The following is a 22220-nucleotide window of genomic DNA, read 5'->3' on the forward strand; positions in this document are numbered from 1 at the left end:
CCTGAATTCAGGAAAAGGAGTAGCCTTGTAATGTGCTATCACTGTCTACGGCTTCAAAGTCAGAATCCAGCAGGGTGACGTTCACTTCATGGTCCTGGAACTGGAGGTTGCCGAAGGTGCTGGCAAAAGCGGTCTCGGTGGCATCGGCGCCGGAGGCTATCTTGACCATCCCGTTGAGGGGTGCCATTTTGGTAGCGTCAACGAGAATCCAGTGGCCACCCAGGTAGGCCTCAAAACAGGCGTGGAAGTCTTGGGGCTGCAGTTGATAGGAATACGCCGTCACATAGCGGGCCGGAATGGTGAGCGCGCGGCACAGGGCCACGCCCAGGTGCGCGAAATCACGGCAAACGCCCACCTGTTCGGTGATGGTGTCAAAGGCCGAGGTATGGGGCGTGGTGAAGCCGCCGCTGTATTCTACATTCTCGTGAATCCAATCGCGCACGGCCATGACTTTGTCAAAGCCGTGGTAAAGGTGCCCGAATTTATGGTACGCAAACTTGTACAGCCGGTCAGACTGGCAATACCGGCTGGGGTGCAGGTACCGCAGCACCGAGGCGGGCATCAACGGAATGGCCACATCCACCAGCTGTTCGGCAGGAATAGTTTTCATTATGTTTTCCACCTTGGCTGAGAAGGAAAAAGAAACGGTACCAGCGTCTGGCACGTCAATGATCTTCATCCGCTTTTCGCCCGCTGCCGCGGGCACTTCCTGCATGGTGACGCCGGGCACCGCCTGAAAGGCTTCGTCCCATACCGTTTGTGCGTCAGACTTAAAAGGTAATATGCTTAAGATGACAGAGGAAGAAGAAAGGATTTCATACTTCATCTTGACAGTCACCGCTACTTTCATAGATGGTCTTCGGTAGGCACGGGAATCTTGTTGAAAGCAGCCTCCATCCAGGTATTCGGAATTTTGTTCAAGGCAGTTTTAAGTTCAGAGGCCCATTGTTCAGAGATACTTTCCAAGTCTTTTTTGGTGTACCGGTGTTCTACCATCTCATAGCTGTTGGCACGGTAAAGCACGACATCAATAGGAAAGTCTACGTCATTAGCGCTGACACGGGTAGAGTCAAAAGATAAAAAACCGGTTTTCAAGGCCAATTGCATGGAAGATTCGTCGGTAAGGGTGCGGTTCAGGATGGCTTTGCCATGGCCTGAGTTCCCGATGACCACAAACGGGGCACCTTGGCCCAGTTCTACCCAGTTGCCCTCGGGGTAGAGCAAGAAGAGTTTGTGCTCTTCGTCGTCCTTCAACTGTCCGCCAATGATGGTGTGCAGGTTAAACCGCAGGCCCGCCTGTTCCAATTCTTCTTTGTCTTCTTTAGCCGCCCTTTTTACCTGCGCCCCAAAGTCATTCACCGCTTTGTACAACTTGTTGTGCTCGGGCCCACTTTCCATGAGCTCCTGAAAGTAAAGCACCGCTTTGTCCCGCACCGACCTGAGCCCGCTGGTCATGATGAAGAGCGAATGCTGCCCCTGTTGCTGAATGTATATTTTCTTTTTCTCTGTGGTGTCAGAGCCCGCGGTAATTCTGGTGTCTGCGATGGCAACCAGCCCCTCCTTCACTTTTATTCCTAAACAGTACGTCATAATAGAGCCTCCCTTCTGCCAATAAGCACCTGGTGTAAACAAATTGATATTTTAAACTGGTTATAGTTAAAATATTGTAAACAAGGCGAGTAGTGGGTTTAAAGATAGGAAAGATTCACGTAGGTATTTTCCGCAACTTGCATGTTTTGCCGAAGCCAGACGAATACAGTCTCCTCTTCAATGGACTAAGAACAAATTTACCTTTGTTTGTCAACCGATGATAGGTCTGGTGAATAAACTCAAGCAGGGTAGGACAGGAACTTTCAAAAGAAACTCCCTCTCTGAAAAAGATGATGGCTAAACTCAACTACTTTCCCTTAATTTCTGTTAAAAGAAAGCTCCGCTGGTGTCTGCTTTAAACAAAGCGAAACCAGCCATAAGCGCACTTATCTTCAGAAACGTATGCAGTCTTTAAGCACGAAAGAATATAAAAACGAGTTTGTGGCCGCCTTTGACGGCGATGACAGCGGCAACACCAAACCCCGCCAGACGCCCGGCGTCTTGTACAGCAAAGCCATTCCCACGCCCGTGAACAAACCCGAGCTGTTGGCCTGGTCAGAGGAGTTGGCGCAGGACCTGGGTATTGAAAAGCCTACCGGCCAGAAAGACATTGACATTCTAGGCGGAAACTACGTAGCCCCGTCTATGTACCCGTACGCCGCCTGCTACGCTGGGCATCAGTTCGGGAACTGGGCCGGTCAGCTAGGCGATGGCCGAGCCATTACGCTGGGCGAGTGGGTGGCCCCTGACGGGAAATCCTGGGAACTGCAGCTGAAAGGCGCCGGTCTCACCCCGTACTCCCGCCGCGCCGACGGGCGGGCGGTGCTGCGCTCCTCGGTGCGGGAATACCTCATGAGCGAGGCCATGCACTACCTGGGCGTACCTACTACCCGCGCCCTGAGCCTGGTGTCTACCGGTGACAAAGTGCTCCGCGATATGTTCTACAACGGCAACCCCGCTTTTGAGCCCGGTGCCATTGTGATGCGGGTAGCTCCTAGTTTCCTGCGGTTCGGGAGCTTTGAGATGCCAGCCGCCAGAAGAGAGAACGAGAACCTCCAGAAGCTGGTAGACTGGACCATTGACCGCTACTATCCGCATATCACCGGTGAAAACCGGATTTTGGCCTGGTTTAAAGAAATCTTGGAGAAAACGGCCGCCCTCATGGTAGACTGGATGCGCGTAGGCTTTGTGCACGGCGTCATGAACACCGACAACATGTCTATCCTGGGTCTCACTATTGACTACGGGCCGTACTCGTTCCTGGACGACTACGACCCTGATTTCACCCCCAACACCACCGATTTACCCGGCCGCCGCTATGCCTTCGGGAAACAGGCGTCTATTGGGTACTGGAACCTGGGTTGCCTGGCCAGCGCCATCGCGCCGCTTCTGCCGGGCACCGAGGAACTAATCGCCGTGCTGGAAACCTACAGCGATCTCTTCCACGAGAAGTATTACGCCATGATGGCCAACAAGCTGGGGCTGGACCAGGTAACGAAAGGCGATCAGGAACTGATTACCCGCTTCACCGATACCCTCTACACCCTTAACCTGGACATGACCATCTTCTTCCAGTTGCTCATCGACCTGCCGGAGGAAGTAGGCACCGAGGCCGAGGTGATCACGCATTTCCAAGATAGCTTCTACCGGGAAGTGGAGGCAGGAGAGCGCACCATGCTCTTCACCCTGGTGCAGGATTACGCCACCCGTCTGAAAGCCAACACCGGTACCCGTGAAGCGTCAAGGGAGCGCATGCAGAAAGCCAATCCTAGGATCATCCTGAGGAATTACCTGCTGCACCAAGCCATAGAGGAACTGGAGCGCGGCGAGAACCAGCTCTTCCTGAAACTGCAGGCAGCCATGAAAGACCCGTACTCCCGCCACCACGACGAGCTCTTCGCCAAACGACCCGACTGGGCCAGCCAGAAAGCCGGCTGCTCCATGCTCTCCTGCAGCTCTTAAGTAAAGGACAGCACGGTTTAACAGCAGCACGCGTTCCGTCCCCCTTTGAAGGGGGTAGGGGGATGATTTCTTCTGCTGAGGATGGAATGGTTTTGTAGGGACAATCCCTTGTGGTTGCCCTTGCCTTGTTTCAAAAGAAGGACGGTTCTTCAAAAGGCCTTGTCATCCCCCTACCCCCCTTCAAAGGGGGACGATATGCGTGGTAGGTAATTACAGCAGAAAGATAATTCAGTAAGAGAGATTTCTTTTCTAGCCTATTTTTGCAGAAAGAGGCCAGAAACAAAGAATGGACGCTGAAAGAAAGGAGAGGTTAGTACATCTCCATGACTTTCAGGGTCCATTTTTCATTGAGGGTGTAGGTGCCTTTTCTTAAGACGTGCAGGCCTTCTCCGGCGGCATATAGCAGCACGGCAGAGCCCATGGTCTGCAAACCATCCTGCCGGTCGGCTTTGTCATTGAGGTTGGTGAGGGTATTGACGGCGCCCACAAGGGTGAAGATGGTGCCCGCGGTTTTGAGGAACAGCCCGGCAAAGTTGGCTACTTTCCGGCCGCCGGTGTGGTTCCGGAGCCTGATTTTCTCTACGTCCTTCAGCGGAACCTCCAGTCCTTCAATGTAGAAAGAGTTTCCCCTCACATCCAAAAGGGTTTGGGTGCGCAGGCCTTCGTCCTTGAACCGTTTGAACGTGATCGTCTCGCCTGGGTAAATTCTGAACCGACTCAGGGTTCCGGTTTTGGACAGCAGCAGGTACCTATGTGCCCCGTTTTGGGTTTTGAGGGAATCTCCCGTCTGGGCCTGGCAAGTACTGATGAACCCTAACAAGAGGAAGAACCCTAACAGAAGATATTTTGCCATGCCAATGGGGGAGTTTACCTGTAAACGATGCGCCCGCAAACTTATTCATAAATCTGACTACTTATCCCTTTGGGTAAAAATGCCTGCCTGTTTTAATGCCGATTTTTGAAAAAGAAGCCAGAAACTGAAGGCTGCCCACCTGGATTTCACTAGGAAGAATTACATCCTTAAAGCCTACAATACGATGCCAGCCTACTAAAATCAAAAGGCCACCTGATTTTTCAAGTGGCCTTTTAGTTGAAGTGAACAAGCTTTTTACGCTTGTACCGGGGTGGCGGAATAACCCGCTTTGGTCACCGCCTGGATCACTTTCTCTGGCGTGATATCGCCTTCCACCGTCAGGATTTTGTCTGGGTTGGCGGTATCAACGGCCCAGTTCTGGATGCCGGAGGTACTGTCTAACGCGGGAGTCACGGCGCTAATGCAGCCGCCGCACTTAATGTTGGTTTTGAATTTAAGGGTACTCATATGGGTGTAATTAGAAATTTAGATTCAACAAGTATTAAAAGGATAATCAGCAATTACTTCAAAGTTTTAACGTCCGGAGGCGCAAACTGTTGGTGACCACAGAGACGGAACTCAGGGCCATGGCCGCCCCGGCCAGCATAGGATCCAGCAGGAAGCCCCAGACAGGGTAGAGCAACCCGGCCGCCACCGGTATCCCGATCACGTTGTAGATGAACGCCCAGAACAGGTTCTGGTGGATGGTGCGCACCGTGGCTTTGCTCAGTTTGATGGCCCGGGCGATGGCCCGCAGGTCTGAGTGCATGAGCGTCACCTTGGCCACATCCATGGCAATGTCGGTGCCGCGGCCCATGGCGATGCCCACATCCGCGAGGGCCAGTGCCTGCGAGTCGTTGATGCCGTCGCCAACCATGCCCACTACTTGGCCCTGGCGCTGCAGTTCCTGGATGAAATCGGCTTTGTCCTGGGGCATCACCTCGGCTTTGAAGTGCTGCAGGCCAACCTGCTTCGCCACGGCGGCGGCCGTCTGGGCATTGTCGCCGGTGAGCATGTAGACGTTCAGGCCCAGGTTCTGCAGTTCCTTAATGGCTTGCGCCGAGGTTTCTTTGATGGCATCGGCAATGGCGATGAGCGCCACTACCTGGCCCTGCGTACCGGCGAAAACCACCGTCTTGGCCTCGGCTTTCAGTTTTTGGGCCGTTTTCTCTACATCAGGGGTAAACCGGAGACCGTTTTCCTGCATCAACTTCTCGTTGCCCAGCCAGAAAGTCTGTCCCTGGTACTGCGCCTGCACCCCGCGTCCGGTCACGCTTTCAAAAGCAACTAGAGGCGCCGCTTTCACGCCTTGCTCCGCCAGGTATTTGGAAACGGCCTCGGCCAGCGGGTGTTCCGATTGGTTTTCCATGGCCAGCAACACCGGAGCCAGCTCTGTTTGGGCATCCGCTGGGGTAGCCCAGACCAACTCAGTGACTTCGGGCTTGCCTTTGGTGATGGTACCGGTTTTGTCCAGCACCACGGCGGTGAGTTTGTGGGCGGTTTCCAGGCTCTCGGCGTCTTTAATCAGAATCCCGTTTTCGGCGCCCCGACCCACGCCAACCATGATGGCCGTGGGCGTGGCCAGCCCCAACGCACACGGACAGGCGATGATCAGTACCGTGATGAGCGCCAGCAGCGCATGCGTCACGTTGTTGTCGCCACCCAGGAAATACCAGGCCACGAAGCTGAGCAGGGCAATCCCGATGACGATGGGCACGAAGATGCCGGCCACTTTGTCGGTGAGTTGCTGCACCGGCGCTTTGGAGCCCTGCGCTTCCTGCACCATTTTGATAATCTGGGCCAAAAGCGTCTCGGCGCCTACTTTCTCCGCCCGTATCTGCAGACTGCCTTTCTGGTTGATGGTGCCCGTGAACACTTGGTCGCGGGCGGTTTTCTCCACCGGAATAGGCTCGCCGCTGATCATGCTTTCGTCCAGAAACGAGGAACCGTTCACTACGCGGCCATCTACCGGAATCTTTTCGCCTGGCCGGATGAGCAGCACATCGCCTACCAGCACTTCTTCTATAGGCAATTCAATCTCCTGCCCGTTGCGCAGCGCCTTCACTGATTTCGGCTGCAAACCCATCAGCTTTTTGATAGCCCCCGAGGTGCGGGATTTGGCTCTTTCCTCCAGCAGTTTACCCAGCAGAATGAACGCGATGATGACCGTGGCGGCCTCAAAATACACGTGCGGCTCCAGCCCTCGGGAGAGGAAAAACTGCGGGTAGATGGTGTTGAAGGCGCTGAACAAAAATGCGATGCCAGTGCTCAGGGCCACCAGCGTGTCCATGTTGGCTTTGCCGTGGCGGGCCTGTTTGAAGGCGTTCACGTAGAAGTTTCGGCCGAACCAGAACACCACCGGCAGGGTGAGGGCCAGCATGATCCAGTTGGCGTACGGCATGTGGTGGAAGAACATCCCGATGACGGCCACGGGCAAAGAAAGACCCGCCGCCCAGATGGTTTTGGTTTTGATGCGGGAATAAGCTTCCTCCTCGCGCGCTTGTTGGGCTTCCTGGGTGGCGTCCTCTTTCTCCAGCAGCAGGTCATAGCCAATGTCCTGGATGGCTTTCTGCAGCAGGTGCAGATCAGTGCCGGGGGCGTATTCTACCAGCGCGGTTTTGTTCGCGTAGTTCACCGCGGCGCTCTGCACGCCAGGTTGGGCCTGCAGCATAGACTCCACGCTCACGGCGCAGGCGGCGCAGCTCATGCCATCTATAGGAAAGGTGTTCCTTATGGCGGGTTTGGTTTTCACTTCTGTAAGGGGTGCCATATTTGGATCGTTTAACGTCAGTTTCAATTTCTATGACAAATTTACGACAGGCAAGAGGCCAGGGCGTTACAGCATTGTATACCCGGAGTTACATAATTTTAAGCAATGGCTGTTTTGGCGGGTTGTCTTGGGAAATAGGCTGAAAACGGAGATTATGGAGCGTGAGAAACCCACCCCTACCCCTCCTAGGAGGGGAGTACCAGATAAAGTAGGGTACAGAGTAAAGTACGGTACTGGCGAAACTCACATACAGTAGAAACGCCGCTACATGCAGAGGCGGCTAAAGAGGAAAATTCCCCTCCTAGGAGGGGTAGGGGTGGGTTGACGTTCATTCATGGTTACGTCTGAAGAAAGCGCAGGCGATAATGACTTCAGCTTAACTGCTGCGCGATGTACCAGGCATCTCTTCCGGCGCCCAATAACAAGGCAGAGCTTCGGCTCCGTTGCCAGGAGAGGCCTAGGTAGAACAGCCCCGCTATCGGGCTGATGCCGTTTTGGTGGACCGGCGACCCGTTGGCCGCAATGGCCCCAGGAATCTGCAGCCAGTCATAACACGGCTTGAACCCCGTTGCCCATAGAATACTCCCGAAGGTAGTTTGGCTGCCATCCTGGAAAATGGTTTGTGCCTGGTTGAAACCTTTGATTTCGGGTCGGAGTTGAATGTCCCCTTTCCGCAGGAGTTTTTCCAACTCGCGGCCGTACACCACATCGGCTTGTCTTAGTGCCATTTTCCCGAGGAAGGACGTGGGCGGCGCATAAATTGCTCCGGTCTTAGTGGCCCACCAGAACACACTTTGCCCCAGTACCTGGAGCGAAGAGAACCGGGGCTGCTTTCTCACAGACAGATGCACCTCATGCGTTTGGGCCAACTCCACGGCAAGCTGCGCCCCAGAGTTGCCGGCCCCCACCACCAAAACTTTGCCAGCAGGAATCTGCGCTGGGTTTAGGTACTGGGAACTATGCAGTTGAAGAACCCGCTCATCAGGATTAGAACTGAAAGAAGGAACAAACGGTGTCTGAAACGGACCGGTAGCAATCACCACTTGCCTGGCCTGGAACAGCTGTGTGCTGGTTTGTGCCTGGAAAACGCCGTTCGTTCTGGTCAAGGACAATACCTTCTGTTCTAAAGCCAAAGGCAGTTGAAACCGCTGGGCATATTGTTCCAGGTAATCGGCGATCTCGTCTTTGGTGGGGTAGTGGTTTTTGGGGAATGGCAAGGGCCAACCCGGTAGGTTGCAGTAAGGGGCAGGGGTGAACAGCCGCAGGGAATCATAGCGGTTCCGCCAAGAGTCGCCCACTCTAGCAGAAGCATCCAACAGTAGGAAGTCCTTTTTCTGTTGCTGCAAATAGTACCCCAAAGCCAGGCCCGCCTGACCCGCCCCGATTACCAGTACGTCGTAGATTACCTGCATTTTCTGCATCTCTTTTTATCCAAATGGAGAAACAAAGCTAAAAACAGGCTTTATCCAAGGCCTTATACAATTCTCTAGAAGAGGTACAAGATTTTAGCTTTCATTGACGAAGGTTCACGCTGGATATGGGTTCAGGAATGCGTGCGGACACGAGCTGGAAGCTCGCGCAAGCGGGGTGATTCTGATTCTGTAGGGGCAATCCCTTGTGGTTGCCCTTTGTTTTTCGGCACCAAAAAGGGCAGCCACAAGGGATTGCCCCTACTTTATTATAAATGAAGAAGCTCCCTCTTCTTTAGGCAGAAGAGGGAGCTTCTTCATTTTAGGGCCATTTGGGAGAAAACAGGCCGAAAACGTATACCGGCAGATTAGGGCGCGGCGGCGTAAAGCAAATCAGCCACGGGATCGGGTTTAGGGATCAGTTCCTGGCAGACTTCAATGCATCGGCGGCAGGCCGTGGCACAGGCCTGGCAATGCTCTTGGGCGTGGCGCTCGCATTCCACGGCGCAGGCCTCGCAAATCTCCACGCACTGGCGCAGCACCAGCCGGGCGTGCTCAGACCCCTTGGAGAGAAACGAGGCGGTGAGGCTGCAGTAAGCGGAGCAGTCCAGGTCCAGGTGGATACAGCGCGCCATCTTTTTGACTTCTTCTTCCTGCAGGCAGGCGGTGGCGCAGTGGTCGCAGGCCGCGATGCAGGCCAACAACGCATCAATGGCCGGTTTATATTCGGTACGCATAGGCTTGAGGTTTGGTCTCCTCTTCTATACGCGATTGAAAAAGAATGGGGTTGAGGTTTTTGCCCTGCTTTTGAGAAAAGAACCCTGAAACCAAGACTTGACCGATATCATGATTAATCCCCTAGATTTTGCTTAATGGTATACACCGGCCTCCGTGCAGGCGTGGCCCTCGGCACCGCGCTCCACCTGCAGGGTCACGTGCGGGATGTGGAAATGGTCGCGCAGCTCGGCCCTGATGTGGGTTAACTGGATATCGGGGTAGCCTTCTTCCACCACCAGGTGGGCGGTGAGGGAATTCTCGGTGCTGCTCATGGCCCAGACGTGCAGGTCATGGACCTCGGCCACGCCGGGCACCTCCTCCAGATAGGTCCGGATGGCGGCTAAGTCAATGCCGTGCGGCACGGCGTCCAGGGTAAGCCGAAGCGATTCTACCAGCAAGCCCCAGGTTCCCCAGACAATGACGGCCACAATCACCAAACTCATGACAGCGTCTACCCAGAACCAGCCCGTGTAGTACATTACCAGCCCGGCTACCACCACGCCCAGACTCACCAGGGCATCGGCGGCCATGTGCAGGTAGGCGCCTTTCACGTTGATGTCATGGTCTTTGTCGCGGAAGAAGAGCAGCGCGGTGCCCGCATTGATGAGAATGCCGATGCCCGAGACAATGGAAATGGCGGTTCCGTTGAGGGCGGGCGCGGTACCCAACCGATTGATCGCCTCCCAGCCGATGGCGCCTACTGCCAGGAGCAGGAGCATGGCGTTAAGCAAAGAGACCAACGTGGTGCTTTTCCCGTAGCCGTAGGTAAACTTATCAGTAGGTTTGCGCTGGGACAGTTTCAGGGCGAAAAAGGCCAGCAGCAGGCTGATGACATCGGTGAAGTTATGGCCGGCATCGGTGAGCAGCGCCAGGGAATTGTACCACCAGCCAGCCCCGGCCTCTACCACCACATACAGGATATTCAACCCGATGCCCAGCAGAAAAGCCTTGTTCAGGTGACCGGAGGCAGGCAGGCCATGGCCGTGCTGGTGTCCGTGGTGCGCGTGGGAGTGTGCGTGTCCGTGGGAATGTGAATGCGCCATAGGGCAAGATTCATTTGGTTTATTTCATACGTAGCCAGCAGGAGAATCTGGCAGTTGAGGCAAAGAAAAGCCAAAAGGGGAGATAGCTAGTTACATTTTAAAGCACCAGAGTTACAAAATTGAGTTTTACCTGCATGCTCAGAGCGCCAGAACTCCAGCCGATGAAATTGGCAAGTAAACAGGAAATATTAGGTGCAGAGATCTGTTCTTGGGCTGATTTCCTAAAAAAGGCCTGAAAACACGTAAAACCAAATCGGAATAAAAAAGAAACAGCCGGGAATACCGGCTGCTCTGCTCTTTGGGTTTCTGACAACCTTTAAACCGTCACAGACCTACAGGCCTCGGCGCAGCGGCGGCAAGCTTCGGCGCATTGCTGGCAGTGGGCGTGTTCATGCTTGGAGCACTCGGTGGCGCAGACTTCGCAGACCTCAATACACTCGCGCAGCAAATGCTTGCCGTGCGCCGAGCCCCGGGCCAGAAGGGTTAAGGTAAGGCGGCAGACATCGGCGCAGTCACGGTCCGTCTGGATACAGCGCGCCATCATTTTTACGTCTTCTTCCTGCAGGCAGGAAGTGGCGCAGTGTTCACAGGCTAAAATACACTCGTGGAGGGCGTCTAATACAGATCTTATGGGTGAATTGTGCATAAGGTTGGGATAAGGGGTACAACATTCATTCACATGCACACTTTATTTCGCCTATCCGGGCAGGAAGACCTTAGGTTCTTTCCTGATGGGGCAGGCACATAGTACTAGTACGCCCACACGGGTGGGTGGTTCTTATAAAATTAGAAGGTGGGTGTTACAGAATCCTTGCTTAGGCCAGATCGTCTAGCGGAGTGCGGGCAATGGTGGGGTTCTTCTTGAAGTCTGTGACAGAGATGCCGGTCACTTTCTTGAACTGGTTGGAAAGGTGCTGCACGCTGCTGTACTGCAGCCGGAAGGCAATCTCGCTGAGGGTAAGCTCGCCGTAGGAGATGAGTTCCTTTACCCGCTCAATCTTCAGGCGGATGAGGTACTTCTCAATAGTGGTGTCGGTGTGCTGGGAGAATACCTTGCTCAGGTGTTGGTAAGACATGCCTAGCTTCTCTGCCAGGTACACCGAGGTGGTGATGGGTTGGTATTCTTCCTCCAGGTGGCGTTGGTACTCCAGCAGGGTGGTTTTGATGAGATCGGTGAGCTGTTCGTCTTTCTCCTGCAGCAGCTCGAAGCCGTGGGCCTCCAGCGCGGGGGAGAGAACGGCCATATCTGGTTCCTGGTCACTGGTCACTACGGCCTCGCCCAGTTTCACTTCCTGCACCGCCAACCCCTGCTGTTGCAACACCTCCGTCACGGTAGCAATGCAGCGCGGGCAAACCATGTTTTTGATGTACAGGTGATGTTCCATGGTGCTAAGGTAATGTGCTGATTAGAAAATGTGCTGATGTTTCTCCCTTGTAACAAAGAAAACGCAGAAAGAGTGTAATCCTCCTCCAAAAGCTCAGGACTCAAAACTCCTATTTCAGTCCTCAGACCAATTGGCTTTGGGCACGTTTCTTTTGGGGGCCGCTGGTCGGGGTGAAGTAGGCTTGGTAGACTTGGGGGTGTTTTTAGGCAGTTTTCCGGATAAGCGCAGGAAAACCCAGTTCACGCCGGGCACAATCACGAAGGCGGTACCCGCCACCAGGATGAAAATACCCAGGAACGCGTTGAACAGCCGGTATATAAAATCGCTGGTGAGCCCGAAGGCGTACAGCAGCAGCGCCATGGCCAGCAGCATACTGATGAGCGCGACAATAAGCAGGTCGCGGCGCCAGTCACGCTGGAACGGATGTCTTTTTACCTCTTTGGCCATGGTACACTAGAAAAGAATGGTTAGAGCCTGCCCAGGCAGTCGCTCCCGCGAAGATACGGCAAAGCTGGTTTCCTGCCCAAACGTTACTTCTCAAGATGTTTAAAACAAAAGACCCGGGGCGTTTCCCGGGTCTTTTGCGGAAAACAGGCCTAAATCACCTGCTGTCCTTTTATTTAAGAGAGAAATTATTCTTTCTCGTTGCCCAAGCCTTCTTTGTCTTTGTGCCCTTTGAGGGTGCTGGCGTTAGGCTGGTTGTTCATGAACTCTTTGTCTGAAGAGTCTGACCCACGGGTGTCTGATGGGTTGGAATTTGATCCCTGCGGACTGTGTTGCTCTGGGTCAAACTTGCCTTTTTTGGCGCCGCCGCCGTGGCCTTCTCTGGAAGGAACGTTCTCGCCGCGGGTGTTATCGGCACCGCCGGCCACCGGGCCGTCCTGGAACTTAGGCGCATTGTTGCCCTGGTCTGGGTTGTGGTTGTGCTCGTTGTTGGGCTGGCCGCTCACGCCGGCGCCAGTGTCCAGGCCGCCCTGGTCATTGTTGCTGGATTTCTGGTTTCCGCTGCCTGGGGTGCCAGGATTAGACCGGGTTTCCGGCGATCCTTCGTAGGGCGGGTTGTTGTTATGGCGGTTGCTGTTGTTGAGCTGGTCATCCTGGCTGTTGATGTCGCGCCAGCTTCTGTCCTGGTCTTGTCTATGCTGCTTAGGGCTATCTTCGCCTTTTCCTTTGGTCATGGTTCTTTCTCCTTTAGTTGAGGTGAAACTTAAACAAATGCTTCTGCCAGGATTCCCTGGCGTGTACTGTTGTACGGAGACGAATTAGTTAAGATTAGCCAGACCCCGGCAGAAACCAAATTATAGCGGAAAGGCGCCCACGGGCTAACTCAAATACAGTCATGCGCGTACTATCCTCAAGTGTGGGCCTGCAGGTTTTTAGCCGAGCCCTGAAAACGTCACCTATTGAACCAGACCTATGAAAAAGCGAACCATTTCTATAAAACAAGTTTCCTGTGCCTTTCTGTTGGGAGGCGCATTGCTCTTGGGCTCCACTTCCTGCAGCACCGGCACCAGCGAAGGCCAGGTGAACGTGGAGGAAAGTGATTTCAAAGACAAAAGCCCTACCGAGAACAACGCACCCGGCGTCTCTGATGAAACCCAGGATCCCGTGAACACCAACGCCACCGACTCTACCAATCAGAACATCTACGACCAGCAGGAAGACAAGGTGAGAGAGCGCAACTCCGGGGTAAGTAACCAAGGCGTGGGCGGCGCAGCCGAGCAGAAGCAAGACCGAGACAATAACTAAAAGTTATACCTCCCGGAAAGCCTGCCCTCAAAAAAGGCAGGCTTTTCTGTTTTAGGCCCATTTCTGGCAAAACAAGCCCTAAACGCACGTAAGATTCTCTTGCCCCTATAAACAGCAAGCCGCCAGCCTCAAGTAGAAGCTGGCGGCTTGCTGTTTTACGCCCGATTTAAAGAAAACGGCCCTGAAACTGCTTATCTGAACGAGAAACCGTTAGGCAGGATTCTTACCTGGAAAGAGTCAATCACGGCACCTGTGGGTTGGTAACGCACGGCCCATCCGTTAGAGGTGTAGCCACCAACTCCCAAGTACAGGATGTTGGTCTGCGGGTCAATGCCTAAGCCGTACGCAGTGCGATGGATGAGGGCCGTGGTTGGCGCAGACGTAGCGGTAACAGGCATGGCATACACCGCACTGTTGTAGGTGAAGTACAGCGTGTTTTTGGCTCCGTTGATGGTCAGGTAACCCGGTCCGCTGGTGCCCAGCGGGAAGGTGTAAGAAGTAGTGGCGTTGTTGTTGGCCGGATCAATCTTCACCAAAGCGCCCGGCGTACCATACCCGCCGCGCAGAACCCAGATCTTGTTGTTGGCATCCAGCACCAGGTGCTTAGGCGATTCCCCCACGTTGATGGTACTTTCCACAACGTCAGTAGAGGTGTTGATCACCGAGATGGTGTTGCCAGAGCCGTTGGCCACGTACAGTTTGTTGTTGGAAAGCAGCAATCCCTCGGGCAGCAGGCCCACGTTGATGGTCTTGGTCACGGTATTGGTGTTGAGGTCCAGGACAGCAACCCGGCCAGTGCCCGTGTAGCCTGAGAAGGCGTAGCCCACATACTCGGTCACGTAGGCTTTTGAGGAATTCAAGGCGGCCATATACCTAGGGATTTTCAGGCCGTTGATAACCCCGATGGAGGCAAACGTATTCGCGTTCACCACTTCAATCTTCTCGCTGGCGTTTACGGCTATGTAGGCTTTGTCTCCCACAAAGGTGATAGATTGGGCGGCATCGCCCAACGGACGGTTATTCACCTTGTTAAATAGGTCCGGCACCAGGGTCTTTGCATCTGGGGATAGGTAGCTCACCTCGGCGGTAGGGGTACTGAACTGCCCTTCGTTCAGGATGAACACGCCATGCTCGTAGGCGCCTTTCGGTTCTAAATCATTTTCGCTGTCACAGGAAGAGGCCAACATACTGCTGGTGCCTAGTATCAGATACAGGAAGTACTTCTTAAGGGTATTAACTTTCATAGAGGTGGTAAATGGATAAAAATGTAACGTTTATGGTTGGGTGGCCCATCTTAGGGCCAGGGATACTCTGAAGTTGCGCGGCGGCATGGCCCGGTACGCCATGGTCTGGTACACGGTGTTGGAAAGGTTCTGCACCTGGGCCATAAGCTGGGCCTCAAAAGAGCGCCAGGCAAAGGTTTTACCCAGGCTGGCGTTTACCAGCGCGTAGGCCGGTAACCAGTTGTTGTTGTCATTGTCTGTGAAGCGGCGACCGGTGAAAGTAGCATCAGAAGAAAGCCACCAGGTACGGTACCGGACCTCGGCCCAGGTGGCAACCTTATGCTTGGGCACATAGAACAGCTGCCGGTTCTGTAGCTGGGCCCGTTCATCCGGGAGTTTCTGCTCAGAGATGGTGTAAGCGTAAGCCAGTCCAGCCGATAGGGAACGGTGCTCATCCAGTCTGTACTGCCATCTGCTGTCCAGCTCGGCACCGTTGCCTTTTACCCGCTGCAGGTTCACCGGCTCAGAGTAGCCGCCGGTGGGGGAGGGTTGCCACTGAATCCAGTCTTTCACCTGCAGGGCGTAGCCGGTCAGTTCGGTGGTGCCGGTCAGCGATCCTTGTTTATGTTGGTGCACCAGGCCGCCCTCGTACCCCCAGCCGCTCTCGGGTTTCAGGCTTGGATTTCCGCCAGGGCGCCAGAACCGGTCGTTGAGGGTGGGTACCCGGTAGCTGCGTGAGACATTTGCCTTCACTGCTAAAGTGTTGCCGCCCTGTTCTAAGACTTGGAGGTTGGCACCCACCGTGGGCGTGAGCGGCGGGTTGAAGCCCTGCACCCAGGCTTGCCGCACGTTAAGGCTTACCTGCAGCATAGGCAGCGGATCATAGCGGAGCCAACCGTAAGCCGAGAATCTTTGTTCGCTCACTTTTCCGCCGTAACCGCCTACATCGGCCTTGAACAACTGTCCTTCTCCGCCTAGTTGCAGCAACAGGTTGGGCAGCAAGGTCCGTTCGTGCTCTACCTGGCTTTGGGAGGTGTTCACCTTGGAGAGGGAAAGGACCCCATCGTCTTGGTAATTGAGGATGTCATTGAAATAAGCGGCCCGCACGGTGGTGGTGCCTCCGGCCAACTGGCCCTGCCACTCGCCCATGAGGCGCAGGTTCTCATCGTCTTGTTGGGCGTGGGTATTGGCGCTGCCCATGGAGGGCTGTATCTGCCGATGAGTCTTCACGTACCAGCCCCTTACCGTGAGCCGCTGTGCTGGGGCCAGTTTGTAGTGTACTTCCTGGGCCAGGCTGGTTTGGTCAAAGGCGGCGTTCTGCTGGGTTTCCCACGGAGACCCGAAGGCGGTGGTGTTCTCAAACCGAAAATCATTGTCGTCGGCGGTGCGGGTGAAAGTGGAGGTGAGGGCAAGACGGCCGTTGGCGAAAGATCCGCTGGCGGCAGTCCGTTGATGCCCGAAACTGCCCAATTCCTGTTGTACCTGTATCTGCTGCTGGGGGGCAAACGATACCGGGTTGTCCAGAAGAACAGCTCCTCCCACGGCCCCGCTCCCGTGTAAGGCACCGCTTGGTCCGTGCTGAAGGCTCACCTGCGTATTGATGGAGGGGGGTAACAAGGCGAAATCTGACATGCCCAGGGTAGGCAAGGCAATGTTAAAGCCGTTCCAGAGCACGGCCGTGTGGCTGGACGAGGTGCCCCTGAACGCCACAGTGGCCGTCATGCCGTTGCCGTAACTTCTAAGGTACAGCGGGCTGCGTTGCTGGAGCATATCGGCCAGAGTGAGGCCCGGCCGCCGTTGCAGAAGCAAAGAATCTACCGTTTGCACCCGTGACCCCGCGGCGTAGCGGGTGTACCGCTGGGCAGAAACGGTGACAGGTGCCAGTTGCACGGTGTCCTTCAGTTGGGCATGGCTTTCCCGCAGCGCCAGAAGCTCTGTGGCCACCGTAGCCAACGCAAACAGAAAAAGACGACGTACCATATTCCTCAGGGTTGCCAACCTGGGAAGACTGCAGAGAAAGAGATAAACGAAAACGCCAGCCCACGTTGGGGCCACCATCCTTGCTGCTTTTTTTCCCGAAAGCCTCCAGGTGAATGTTGGATGTTGGCAGGTCTCCTGGCTCTCTTCTTCGGCCCGGCCTTCCCATCTGGCAAAGCAGACAGTGGCGTGTGGTGGGCAGAACTGGTTTGAAGATAACAGTTGCGGGAACAGCTCAGGTTTTGCACCTGATTCCCTTTTAAGACATCATCGGAAGAAGACCGAGGCTGTCACCAATATCGGGGGCAAAGGTACGGGAAGTTTCAGATAGGCCGCTATAGCCCCGTTGAAATTTTGTAAGCAATCGTTTTAAGCCTGTTTTCTAAGAAGATAAGCAGAAACAGAAAAGGGTCAATTCCTTTTCAAGGCTGATTTTCAAAAAACGGCTCTAAAACGGAAATCGAACTTTCAGTAAATAATATTATTACTAAAGCAGATGGCCTGCATGCGGTTCTGAAAAGGACAATGTGAAGTTTCTCTTTTTCAAGGACACCTTTTCTGATGAAAGAATTTTCCGGTGGATTTTCCGGGAGATGATCTAAAAGGTGAGCTGGAACAATTGAAATTCAAAGATTTAAAATTAGCGCCGGGCAGCATATACATCTGGTTTCAGCGTTGTTTTAAAAGAAACAGGCCGAAAACAGACCTGATCGCTGACCGGTATGATTCTGGTTGTGCAACTTTTTATCTGCCCTTTAGTTTCTAGCACTGTATTTGCCATGGGCTAATCTTCTCAATTTCCCTTTATCACCCACATGAAACAATTCTTTATTTTTAGTCTGCTGTCCCTGGGCCTCCTTTTGCAAGGCCAGGCCCAGACTGTTTCTAAAATTGACTATAGCGCCATCAAGACGGCGGTGAGTTCGTCCAAGTCCAAGATGTACTATCCCAACCTGCTCAAGCGCTACCACGCCAATGATCCCAAACTCACCCTAGACGAGTACAAGCACCTCTACTACGGTTGGACCCTGCAGTCGGGCTACAACCCGTACAAGCCCAATGACCAGTCAGATGCCCTGAATGAAATGCTGCTGTACGAGCGGTTCCCGGAGATCATAACCACCGGTAAAAAGCTGCTGGCCACGGACCCCTTTAACCTGGACGTGATGTACCTCATGCACATGGCTTATGGCGAGTTGAACAACAAGGTAGAAAGCCAGAAGTGGCTCACCAAGTTTGAGGGCCTCATGACCGCCATCAAAGCCAGCGGTAACGGCCGAAGCAAGGAAACCGCCGTGGTGCTGAACGCGCCCCGTGATGAATATATGTTCCTCACCGTGGTGGGTCTTCGGCAGAAAGGCCGGCCGCAACTGGTAGAGAATAAATATGACCTGGTAAACCTGCAGACCCCAAACAAACTCAACCTTACCGAGCTCTACTTCAACATCCAGAAAGCGGTGGAGAAAAAGCGCTAACCCCTGAAGCACCGAACGTACCTGCGAAAAGGGCAGCCAGACCTAACCGTCACTTGGCTGCCCTTTTTCTTTTTGCGTTCTTGCTAAGGTTCAACTAGACTCTGCTATGAAAAAGATAAATACAGCGCTGCTGGTGTTGGGAACTTCCCTGGCCGGTTGCCAGGGGAACGGCGAAAAACCGGCTGAGGCCTCTTCTCCCAAAGAAGAAAACAAAGATACCGCAGTGGCGCTCTGTGAATTCACCTCCACAGATTCTGCCACGGCCGTGTCACAGTTACCGGGTAAATGGGAACTACGCGGCTTGCAGACAAACTACATGGGCGGCCAGAAAGACGAGTTCCTGACGGGTGAGCAGATCGGTGATGCCAAAACCCTTACTTTTTATCAGAACGGCGAGTATGAAGAGCATGTGAACGGCAAGCTGCAGGGCGAGCGCAAACCCTTCAAATTGGTGGGGCAGAGCCTGCCGCCCGTAGGATACCAGTTCTGGTTCTGCGGCGAGAATACGCTGGTCATCAGCAACGTCATCGCCGATGGCGCCACCGAAGTCTTCATCCGCCAATAGCTGCCTGCCTATGCCCCTTCAGCAAAAACTTACCGCTGACTTCTACGCCCGGCCCGACGTGGTTACCATTGCCCGCGACCTGATTGGCAAGTACTTCTTCTCTTCCTTTGATGGCGTGCTCACTGGCGGCATGGTGGTGGAAACCGAAGCGTACTCCGGCACCTCAGATGCCGCCTGCCACGCCCACTTGGGCCGGCGCACCAAACGCACCCAGATTATGTACCAGCAGGGCGGCGTGGCCTACGTGTACCTCATTTACGGCATCTACTCCCTGTTCAACATCGTGACCAACGTGGAAGGCACCGCCGATGCCGTGCTCATCAGGGCTATTGAACCCTTGGAAGGAATAGAGGAGATGCGGCTCCGCCGAGGGCTGGCTAAGGTAGAATCTCGCCTTACCGCAGGCCCTGGCCTTTTAACACAGGCGCTGGGCATCTCCACCCAGCACAACGGCACCGATTTATCTGGAAACGAGATCTGGTTTGAAGACCGGGGCGTCACCGTGCCGGAGGACCAGATCATTGCCGGTCCGCGGGTGGGCGTGGCTTACGCCGGGGCCGATGCGCTGCTTCCTTGGCGCTTCAGCCTCAAAGGCAGCCGATGGGTGAGCAAGGCCAAGCCAAACTATTCATAATTGATTGCTTGTTGTTAATTGCTCAAACAATCAACAATAAGCAATTAACAATTAAACAGCTTTCCGGCAGAGGAGCAGAATGGGTTTGTTGTGCAGATCAGTAGTGGCGAAAAGATAATGGTCTCCACCTTCTTTCAGTTTGATTTTCTCCCGGAGCTGCGCCACGGTGAGCGGATAATTTCGGGCAGTGATGTTTGCCTTTTTGCCAGGCAGGAGTTGCTGCAGCTCTTTGGCGCTGGCCTTTGGTTGGGCAATGATTTCGAAAATCCGGCCCGGAAACGCCTCTTGTAGTTCCTGGGAGGTGTACAGGTGGCTGTTGCGGTGCAGCTTGTGTAGGCCGTAGCGCTGAGACAACCATTTATAGGCCCCTGCTTTCAGTAAGGCGGTGTTGGGCTCATACAAAAACCGCTGGGGCTCTGCGTAGGCAACGAGGGCGTTCTCCTCTTCCTCCTTGGTGAAAGTGAGCGGCTCCTCGGGGTGCTCGGGTCTTAGGTGGACAGCGGTGAGGAGCGGGCCTCCCGTAGCCTCGGGTTTGAGCAAATACAAAACCTCTTTGCATTCATTTTGCACGGCAATCACCCACACCTGCGCCACGTGACTCAATTGCTGCAGTGCCAGGTCAATGTCCAGCATGGGCGCGGTCTTGAGTAGGACGGCTTTGCTTTTCTGCAGCAGCATCGGCAACAGGCCCAATACATCTGGCTCGCAGTCCTGCAGCAGGTGCACGCGCTCCTGGCTTTGGCCGCGCCGGGCGGGATCTAGGAAAATCACATCCACGGGTTCTTCCAAAGCATGCAGGAAAGCCTCGGCCTCGGTGACTTCCACGGTGATGTTCTTCATCTCCAATTGGGTGAAGTTGAAGCCGGCAATGCCGGCCAGGTCTGGTTGCCGCTCCACGTAGGTAACGTGCCGGAACTGTTGCGCGAAATGGTACGCGTCCACCCCGAAACCGCCCGTCAGGTCGGCCAGGGTCTCGCCAGACACCAGGTTGGCTTTGAAAGTAGCGGTCAGGTCAGAGGAACTCTGCTCCACGGAGAGGTTGGCAGGGAACAGCAGGTCCAGGTTGGCCGTCCAGGTAGGGATTTTGCTTTTCGCCTTCTGCCGGGCCCGGATCTGCTGCGCCAGTTTAGGCACATCCAACTGGGGCCAACGCTTGGCCTGCAGCACCAGTTGCGCCGGATCGACAGACAGGTTTTCTTCTACAAAGGCCCGTTCAGCGGGGGTAAGGGGTAGCGGCATAGAGTAAGGATGTTGCAGAATGAGCGCGGTGGGTCTTGGCTTTGCCTTGTTTTACGCCAGATTCATTAAAAGTAGCCCGAAAACACACGACCAAACCCATGTGTTGAGAGTGATAAACTATTTGTGTACCTTTGCGGTTCTTCTGTAAAACCTGAACTACAATGGTAGAAACCTATCTGAAGTACAAAGTAAAAGATATTTCCCTGGCTGAGTGGGGAAGAAAAGAAATTAAACTGGCCGAGGCGGAGATGCCAGGTTTGATGGCCATCCGTGAGGAGTACGGCGCAAGCCAGCCATTAGCGGGTGCCCGTATCGCGGGTTGCTTGCACATGACCATCCAGACGGCTGTGTTGATTGAGACCTTGGTGGCTTTGGGCGCTGAGGTGACCTGGTCTTCCTGCAACATCTTCTCAACCCAGGACCACGCCGCGGCCGCTATCGCTGCTGCCGGTATCCCGGTGTTCGCCTGGAAAGGCATGAACGCCGAGGAGTTTGACTGGTGCATTGAGCAGACTTTGTTCTTCGGGGAGGACCGCAAACCATTGAACATGATCCTGGACGATGGTGGTGACCTGACCAACATGGTGTTTGACAAATACCCAGAGCTGGCTGCCGGCATCAAAGGTTTGTCTGAAGAGACGACCACGGGTGTGCACCGTCTGTACGAGCGTATGAAGAACGGCACCTTGTTGATGCCCGCCATCAACGTGAACGACTCCGTGACTAAATCCAAATTCGACAACAAGTACGGCTGTAAAGAATCATTGGTAGACTCTATCAGAAGAGCTACGGACGTGATGATGGCCGGTAAAGTAGCCGTGGTGGCTGGTTACGGTGACGTAGGAAAAGGTTCTGCCGCCTCGTTGCGTGGTGCCGGTGCCCGCGTGATCGTTACCGAAATTGACCCGATCTGTGCGTTGCAGGCTGCGATGGACGGTTTCGCTGTTCGTAAAATGGAGAATGCCATTCCTGAGGCTGACATTGTGGTAACCGCTACCGGTAACTTCAACATCATCCGCAGTGAGCACTTCCTGGCCATGAAAGACAAAGCCATTGTCTGCAACATCGGTCACTTTGACAACGAGATTGACATGGCGTGGTTGAACGAGAACTACGGCCACACCAAAGACACCGTGAAACCACAGGTAGACCTTTACACCCTGGAAGGCAAAGACATCATCATCTTAGCTGAAGGCCGTTTGGTGAACCTGGGTTGCGCTACTGGTCACCCATCGTTTGTGATGTCCAACTCTTTCTCTAATCAGACTTTGGCCCAGATTGAATTGTGGACCAACGCTGAAGCCTACGAGAACAAAGTTTACACCCTGCCTAAGCACCTGGATGAGAAAGTAGCTCGTCTGCACTTAGCCAAAATCGGGGTGGAACTGGATGAACTGTCTCCTGAGCAAGCTGCCTACATTGGCGTGGAGGTTCAAGGTCCGTTCAAACCAGAGTACTACCGCTACTAAGCATATCCGTTTCCGGCCTGTTTTCCGAAAATGAACATAAAAACGCCCGGCTTCTGTAAAGAGGCCGGGCGTTTTTGTTTGGGTTGTACTTGATCAAGCA

At 54.2% G+C, this 22220-nt stretch carries 22 protein-coding genes and 1 riboswitch; of the genes, 6 read left to right on the forward strand and 16 right to left on the reverse strand.

Annotated features, from left to right (window positions below; genetic code table 11):
- Nucleotides 1–7: 7 nt before the first annotated feature.
- Together FOA19_RS17410 and FOA19_RS17415 are read right to left on the reverse strand one after the other, a co-directional pair.
- Nucleotides 8–850, reverse strand: a complete 843-nt coding sequence (locus tag FOA19_RS17410) for a transglutaminase-like domain-containing protein (protein WP_149092140.1) — start codon at nucleotides 848–850, stop codon at nucleotides 8–10.
- On the reverse strand, nucleotides 847–1590 hold the full coding sequence (locus tag FOA19_RS17415) for a peptidase (RefSeq protein WP_149092141.1): 744 nt from the start codon (nucleotides 1588–1590) through the stop codon (nucleotides 847–849). The genes FOA19_RS17410 and FOA19_RS17415 overlap by 4 nt, the downstream gene beginning before the upstream one ends.
- 402 nt (nucleotides 1591–1992) lie before the next feature.
- Between FOA19_RS17415 and FOA19_RS17420 the strand changes: the two genes are divergently transcribed.
- Nucleotides 1993–3552 carry a protein adenylyltransferase SelO gene (locus tag FOA19_RS17420; protein WP_149092142.1) on the forward strand — a complete coding sequence of 520 codons (1560 nt, stop codon included), beginning with the start codon at nucleotides 1993–1995 and terminating at the stop codon, nucleotides 3550–3552.
- A 310-nt stretch (nucleotides 3553–3862) separates the two neighbouring features.
- Here FOA19_RS17420 and FOA19_RS17425 read toward each other — a convergent pair whose 3' ends face one another.
- From FOA19_RS17425 to FOA19_RS23590, 11 genes are all read right to left on the reverse strand, one after another.
- Nucleotides 3863–4405: a hypothetical protein gene (locus FOA19_RS17425; protein ID WP_149092143.1), complete on the reverse strand. Its 543-nt coding sequence runs from the start codon at nucleotides 4403–4405 to the stop codon at nucleotides 3863–3865.
- A 61-nt stretch (nucleotides 4406–4466) separates the two neighbouring features.
- Complete coding sequence (locus FOA19_RS23420; RefSeq protein WP_190300451.1) at nucleotides 4467–4655, reverse strand: hypothetical protein; 189 nt, start codon at nucleotides 4653–4655, stop codon at nucleotides 4467–4469.
- A gap of 5 nt (nucleotides 4656–4660) precedes the next feature.
- Nucleotides 4661–4873 (reverse strand): heavy-metal-associated domain-containing protein, encoded by a 213-nt coding sequence (locus FOA19_RS17430; RefSeq protein ID WP_149092144.1) that lies wholly within the window; start codon nucleotides 4871–4873, stop codon nucleotides 4661–4663.
- A gap of 58 nt (nucleotides 4874–4931) precedes the next feature.
- Entirely contained in the window at nucleotides 4932–7175 is a 2244-nt protein-coding gene (locus FOA19_RS17435) for a heavy metal translocating P-type ATPase (protein ID WP_149092145.1), read from the reverse strand.
- 371 nt (nucleotides 7176–7546) lie between these two features.
- Nucleotides 7547–8596, reverse strand: coding sequence for a flavin-containing monooxygenase (locus tag FOA19_RS17440; protein ID WP_149092146.1), 1050 nt, complete (start codon nucleotides 8594–8596; stop codon nucleotides 7547–7549).
- A gap of 356 nt (nucleotides 8597–8952) precedes the next feature.
- Nucleotides 8953–9321 carry a four-helix bundle copper-binding protein gene (locus FOA19_RS17445; protein WP_149092147.1) on the reverse strand — a complete coding sequence of 123 codons (369 nt, stop codon included), beginning with the start codon at nucleotides 9319–9321 and terminating at the stop codon, nucleotides 8953–8955.
- Nucleotides 9322–9453: 132 nt separating this feature from the next.
- A complete protein-coding gene (locus tag FOA19_RS17450) occupies nucleotides 9454–10404 on the reverse strand; it encodes a cation diffusion facilitator family transporter (RefSeq protein ID WP_149092148.1) in 951 nt (316 codons plus the stop codon).
- A 316-nt stretch (nucleotides 10405–10720) separates the two neighbouring features.
- Complete coding sequence (locus FOA19_RS17455) at nucleotides 10721–11050, reverse strand: four-helix bundle copper-binding protein (RefSeq protein WP_149092149.1); 330 nt, start codon at nucleotides 11048–11050, stop codon at nucleotides 10721–10723.
- 169 nt (nucleotides 11051–11219) lie between these two features.
- Nucleotides 11220–11789 (reverse strand): AraC family transcriptional regulator, encoded by a 570-nt coding sequence (locus FOA19_RS17460; protein WP_149092150.1) that lies wholly within the window; start codon nucleotides 11787–11789, stop codon nucleotides 11220–11222.
- 114 nt (nucleotides 11790–11903) lie between these two features.
- On the reverse strand, nucleotides 11904–12236 hold the full coding sequence (locus tag FOA19_RS17465; protein WP_149092151.1) for a hypothetical protein: 333 nt from the start codon (nucleotides 12234–12236) through the stop codon (nucleotides 11904–11906).
- A 185-nt stretch (nucleotides 12237–12421) separates the two neighbouring features.
- Nucleotides 12422–12967, reverse strand: a complete 546-nt coding sequence (locus FOA19_RS23590; protein ID WP_223808969.1) for a hypothetical protein — start codon at nucleotides 12965–12967, stop codon at nucleotides 12422–12424.
- A gap of 238 nt (nucleotides 12968–13205) precedes the next feature.
- Between FOA19_RS23590 and FOA19_RS17475 the strand changes: the two genes are divergently transcribed.
- The gene (locus FOA19_RS17475) at nucleotides 13206–13538 is read left to right on the forward strand and encodes a hypothetical protein (RefSeq protein ID WP_149092152.1); all 333 of its coding nucleotides are present in this window, start codon (nucleotides 13206–13208) and stop codon (nucleotides 13536–13538) included.
- A 191-nt stretch (nucleotides 13539–13729) separates the two neighbouring features.
- On the opposite strand, the gene FOA19_RS17480 is transcribed toward FOA19_RS17475, so the two are convergent.
- Together FOA19_RS17480 and FOA19_RS17485 are read right to left on the reverse strand one after the other, a co-directional pair.
- On the reverse strand, nucleotides 13730–14782 hold the full coding sequence (locus FOA19_RS17480) for a YncE family protein (RefSeq protein ID WP_149092153.1): 1053 nt from the start codon (nucleotides 14780–14782) through the stop codon (nucleotides 13730–13732).
- 30 nt (nucleotides 14783–14812) lie between these two features.
- Complete coding sequence (locus FOA19_RS17485; protein WP_190300452.1) at nucleotides 14813–16741, reverse strand: TonB-dependent receptor plug domain-containing protein; 1929 nt, start codon at nucleotides 16739–16741, stop codon at nucleotides 14813–14815.
- A 119-nt stretch (nucleotides 16742–16860) separates the two neighbouring features.
- Nucleotides 16861–17039, reverse strand: a riboswitch (cobalamin riboswitch).
- Between the two features lie 514 nt (nucleotides 17040–17553).
- On the opposite strand from FOA19_RS17485, the gene FOA19_RS17490 reads away from it, so the two are divergent.
- The 3 genes from FOA19_RS17490 (at nucleotide 17554) to FOA19_RS17500 (ending at nucleotide 19412) form a co-directional block, all read left to right on the forward strand.
- Nucleotides 17554–18213 carry a DUF4919 domain-containing protein gene (locus FOA19_RS17490; RefSeq protein WP_149092155.1) on the forward strand — a complete coding sequence of 220 codons (660 nt, stop codon included), beginning with the start codon at nucleotides 17554–17556 and terminating at the stop codon, nucleotides 18211–18213.
- A 106-nt stretch (nucleotides 18214–18319) separates the two neighbouring features.
- Nucleotides 18320–18778 (forward strand): hypothetical protein, encoded by a 459-nt coding sequence (locus tag FOA19_RS17495; protein WP_149092156.1) that lies wholly within the window; start codon nucleotides 18320–18322, stop codon nucleotides 18776–18778.
- A gap of 10 nt (nucleotides 18779–18788) precedes the next feature.
- Complete coding sequence (locus FOA19_RS17500; RefSeq protein WP_149092157.1) at nucleotides 18789–19412, forward strand: DNA-3-methyladenine glycosylase; 624 nt, start codon at nucleotides 18789–18791, stop codon at nucleotides 19410–19412.
- 51 nt (nucleotides 19413–19463) lie between these two features.
- On the opposite strand, the gene FOA19_RS17505 is transcribed toward FOA19_RS17500, so the two are convergent.
- The gene (locus FOA19_RS17505; RefSeq protein ID WP_149092158.1) at nucleotides 19464–20651 is read right to left on the reverse strand and encodes a THUMP-like domain-containing protein; all 1188 of its coding nucleotides are present in this window, start codon (nucleotides 20649–20651) and stop codon (nucleotides 19464–19466) included.
- A gap of 161 nt (nucleotides 20652–20812) precedes the next feature.
- On the opposite strand from FOA19_RS17505, the gene ahcY reads away from it, so the two are divergent.
- A complete protein-coding gene (ahcY, locus tag FOA19_RS17510; RefSeq protein WP_149092159.1) occupies nucleotides 20813–22120 on the forward strand; it encodes an adenosylhomocysteinase in 1308 nt (435 codons plus the stop codon).
- Nucleotides 22121–22220 lie beyond the last annotated feature (100 nt).

Origin of the sequence: Rufibacter hautae, from assembly GCF_008271695.1 — a bacterium.
Lineage (GTDB): Bacteria > Bacteroidota > Bacteroidia > Cytophagales > Hymenobacteraceae > Nibribacter > Nibribacter hautae.

Bases quoted from the DNA above. Each gene is read 5' to 3' on its own strand.
- FOA19_RS17410 (WP_149092140.1), bottom strand. From the start codon at position 850: ATGAAAGTAGCGGTGACTGTCAAGATGAAGTATGAAATCCTTTCTTCT.
- FOA19_RS17415 (WP_149092141.1), bottom strand. From the start codon at position 1,590: ATGACGTACTGTTTAGGAATAAAAGTGAAGGAGGGGCTGGTTGCCATC.
- FOA19_RS17420 (WP_149092142.1), top strand. From the start codon at position 1,993: ATGCAGTCTTTAAGCACGAAAGAATATAAAAACGAGTTTGTGGCCGCC.
- FOA19_RS17425 (WP_149092143.1), bottom strand. From the start codon at position 4,405: ATGGCAAAATATCTTCTGTTAGGGTTCTTCCTCTTGTTAGGGTTCATC.
- FOA19_RS17430 (WP_149092144.1), bottom strand. From the start codon at position 4,873: ATGAGTACCCTTAAATTCAAAACCAACATTAAGTGCGGCGGCTGCATT.
- FOA19_RS17435 (WP_149092145.1), bottom strand. From the start codon at position 7,175: ATGGCACCCCTTACAGAAGTGAAAACCAAACCCGCCATAAGGAACACC.
- FOA19_RS17440 (WP_149092146.1), bottom strand. From the start codon at position 8,596: ATGCAGAAAATGCAGGTAATCTACGACGTACTGGTAATCGGGGCGGGT.
- FOA19_RS17445 (WP_149092147.1), bottom strand. From the start codon at position 9,321: ATGCGTACCGAATATAAACCGGCCATTGATGCGTTGTTGGCCTGCATC.
- FOA19_RS17450 (WP_149092148.1), bottom strand. From the start codon at position 10,404: ATGGCGCATTCACATTCCCACGGACACGCACACTCCCACGCGCACCAC.
- FOA19_RS17455 (WP_149092149.1), bottom strand. From the start codon at position 11,050: ATGCACAATTCACCCATAAGATCTGTATTAGACGCCCTCCACGAGTGT.
- FOA19_RS17460 (WP_149092150.1), bottom strand. From the start codon at position 11,789: ATGGAACATCACCTGTACATCAAAAACATGGTTTGCCCGCGCTGCATT.
- FOA19_RS17465 (WP_149092151.1), bottom strand. From the start codon at position 12,236: ATGGCCAAAGAGGTAAAAAGACATCCGTTCCAGCGTGACTGGCGCCGC.
- FOA19_RS23590 (WP_223808969.1), bottom strand. From the start codon at position 12,967: ATGACCAAAGGAAAAGGCGAAGATAGCCCTAAGCAGCATAGACAAGAC.
- FOA19_RS17475 (WP_149092152.1), top strand. From the start codon at position 13,206: ATGAAAAAGCGAACCATTTCTATAAAACAAGTTTCCTGTGCCTTTCTG.
- FOA19_RS17480 (WP_149092153.1), bottom strand. From the start codon at position 14,782: ATGAAAGTTAATACCCTTAAGAAGTACTTCCTGTATCTGATACTAGGC.
- FOA19_RS17485 (WP_190300452.1), bottom strand. From the start codon at position 16,741: ATGGTACGTCGTCTTTTTCTGTTTGCGTTGGCTACGGTGGCCACAGAG.
- FOA19_RS17490 (WP_149092155.1), top strand. From the start codon at position 17,554: ATGAAACAATTCTTTATTTTTAGTCTGCTGTCCCTGGGCCTCCTTTTG.
- FOA19_RS17495 (WP_149092156.1), top strand. From the start codon at position 18,320: ATGAAAAAGATAAATACAGCGCTGCTGGTGTTGGGAACTTCCCTGGCC.
- FOA19_RS17500 (WP_149092157.1), top strand. From the start codon at position 18,789: ATGCCCCTTCAGCAAAAACTTACCGCTGACTTCTACGCCCGGCCCGAC.
- FOA19_RS17505 (WP_149092158.1), bottom strand. From the start codon at position 20,651: ATGCCGCTACCCCTTACCCCCGCTGAACGGGCCTTTGTAGAAGAAAAC.
- ahcY (WP_149092159.1), top strand. From the start codon at position 20,813: ATGGTAGAAACCTATCTGAAGTACAAAGTAAAAGATATTTCCCTGGCT.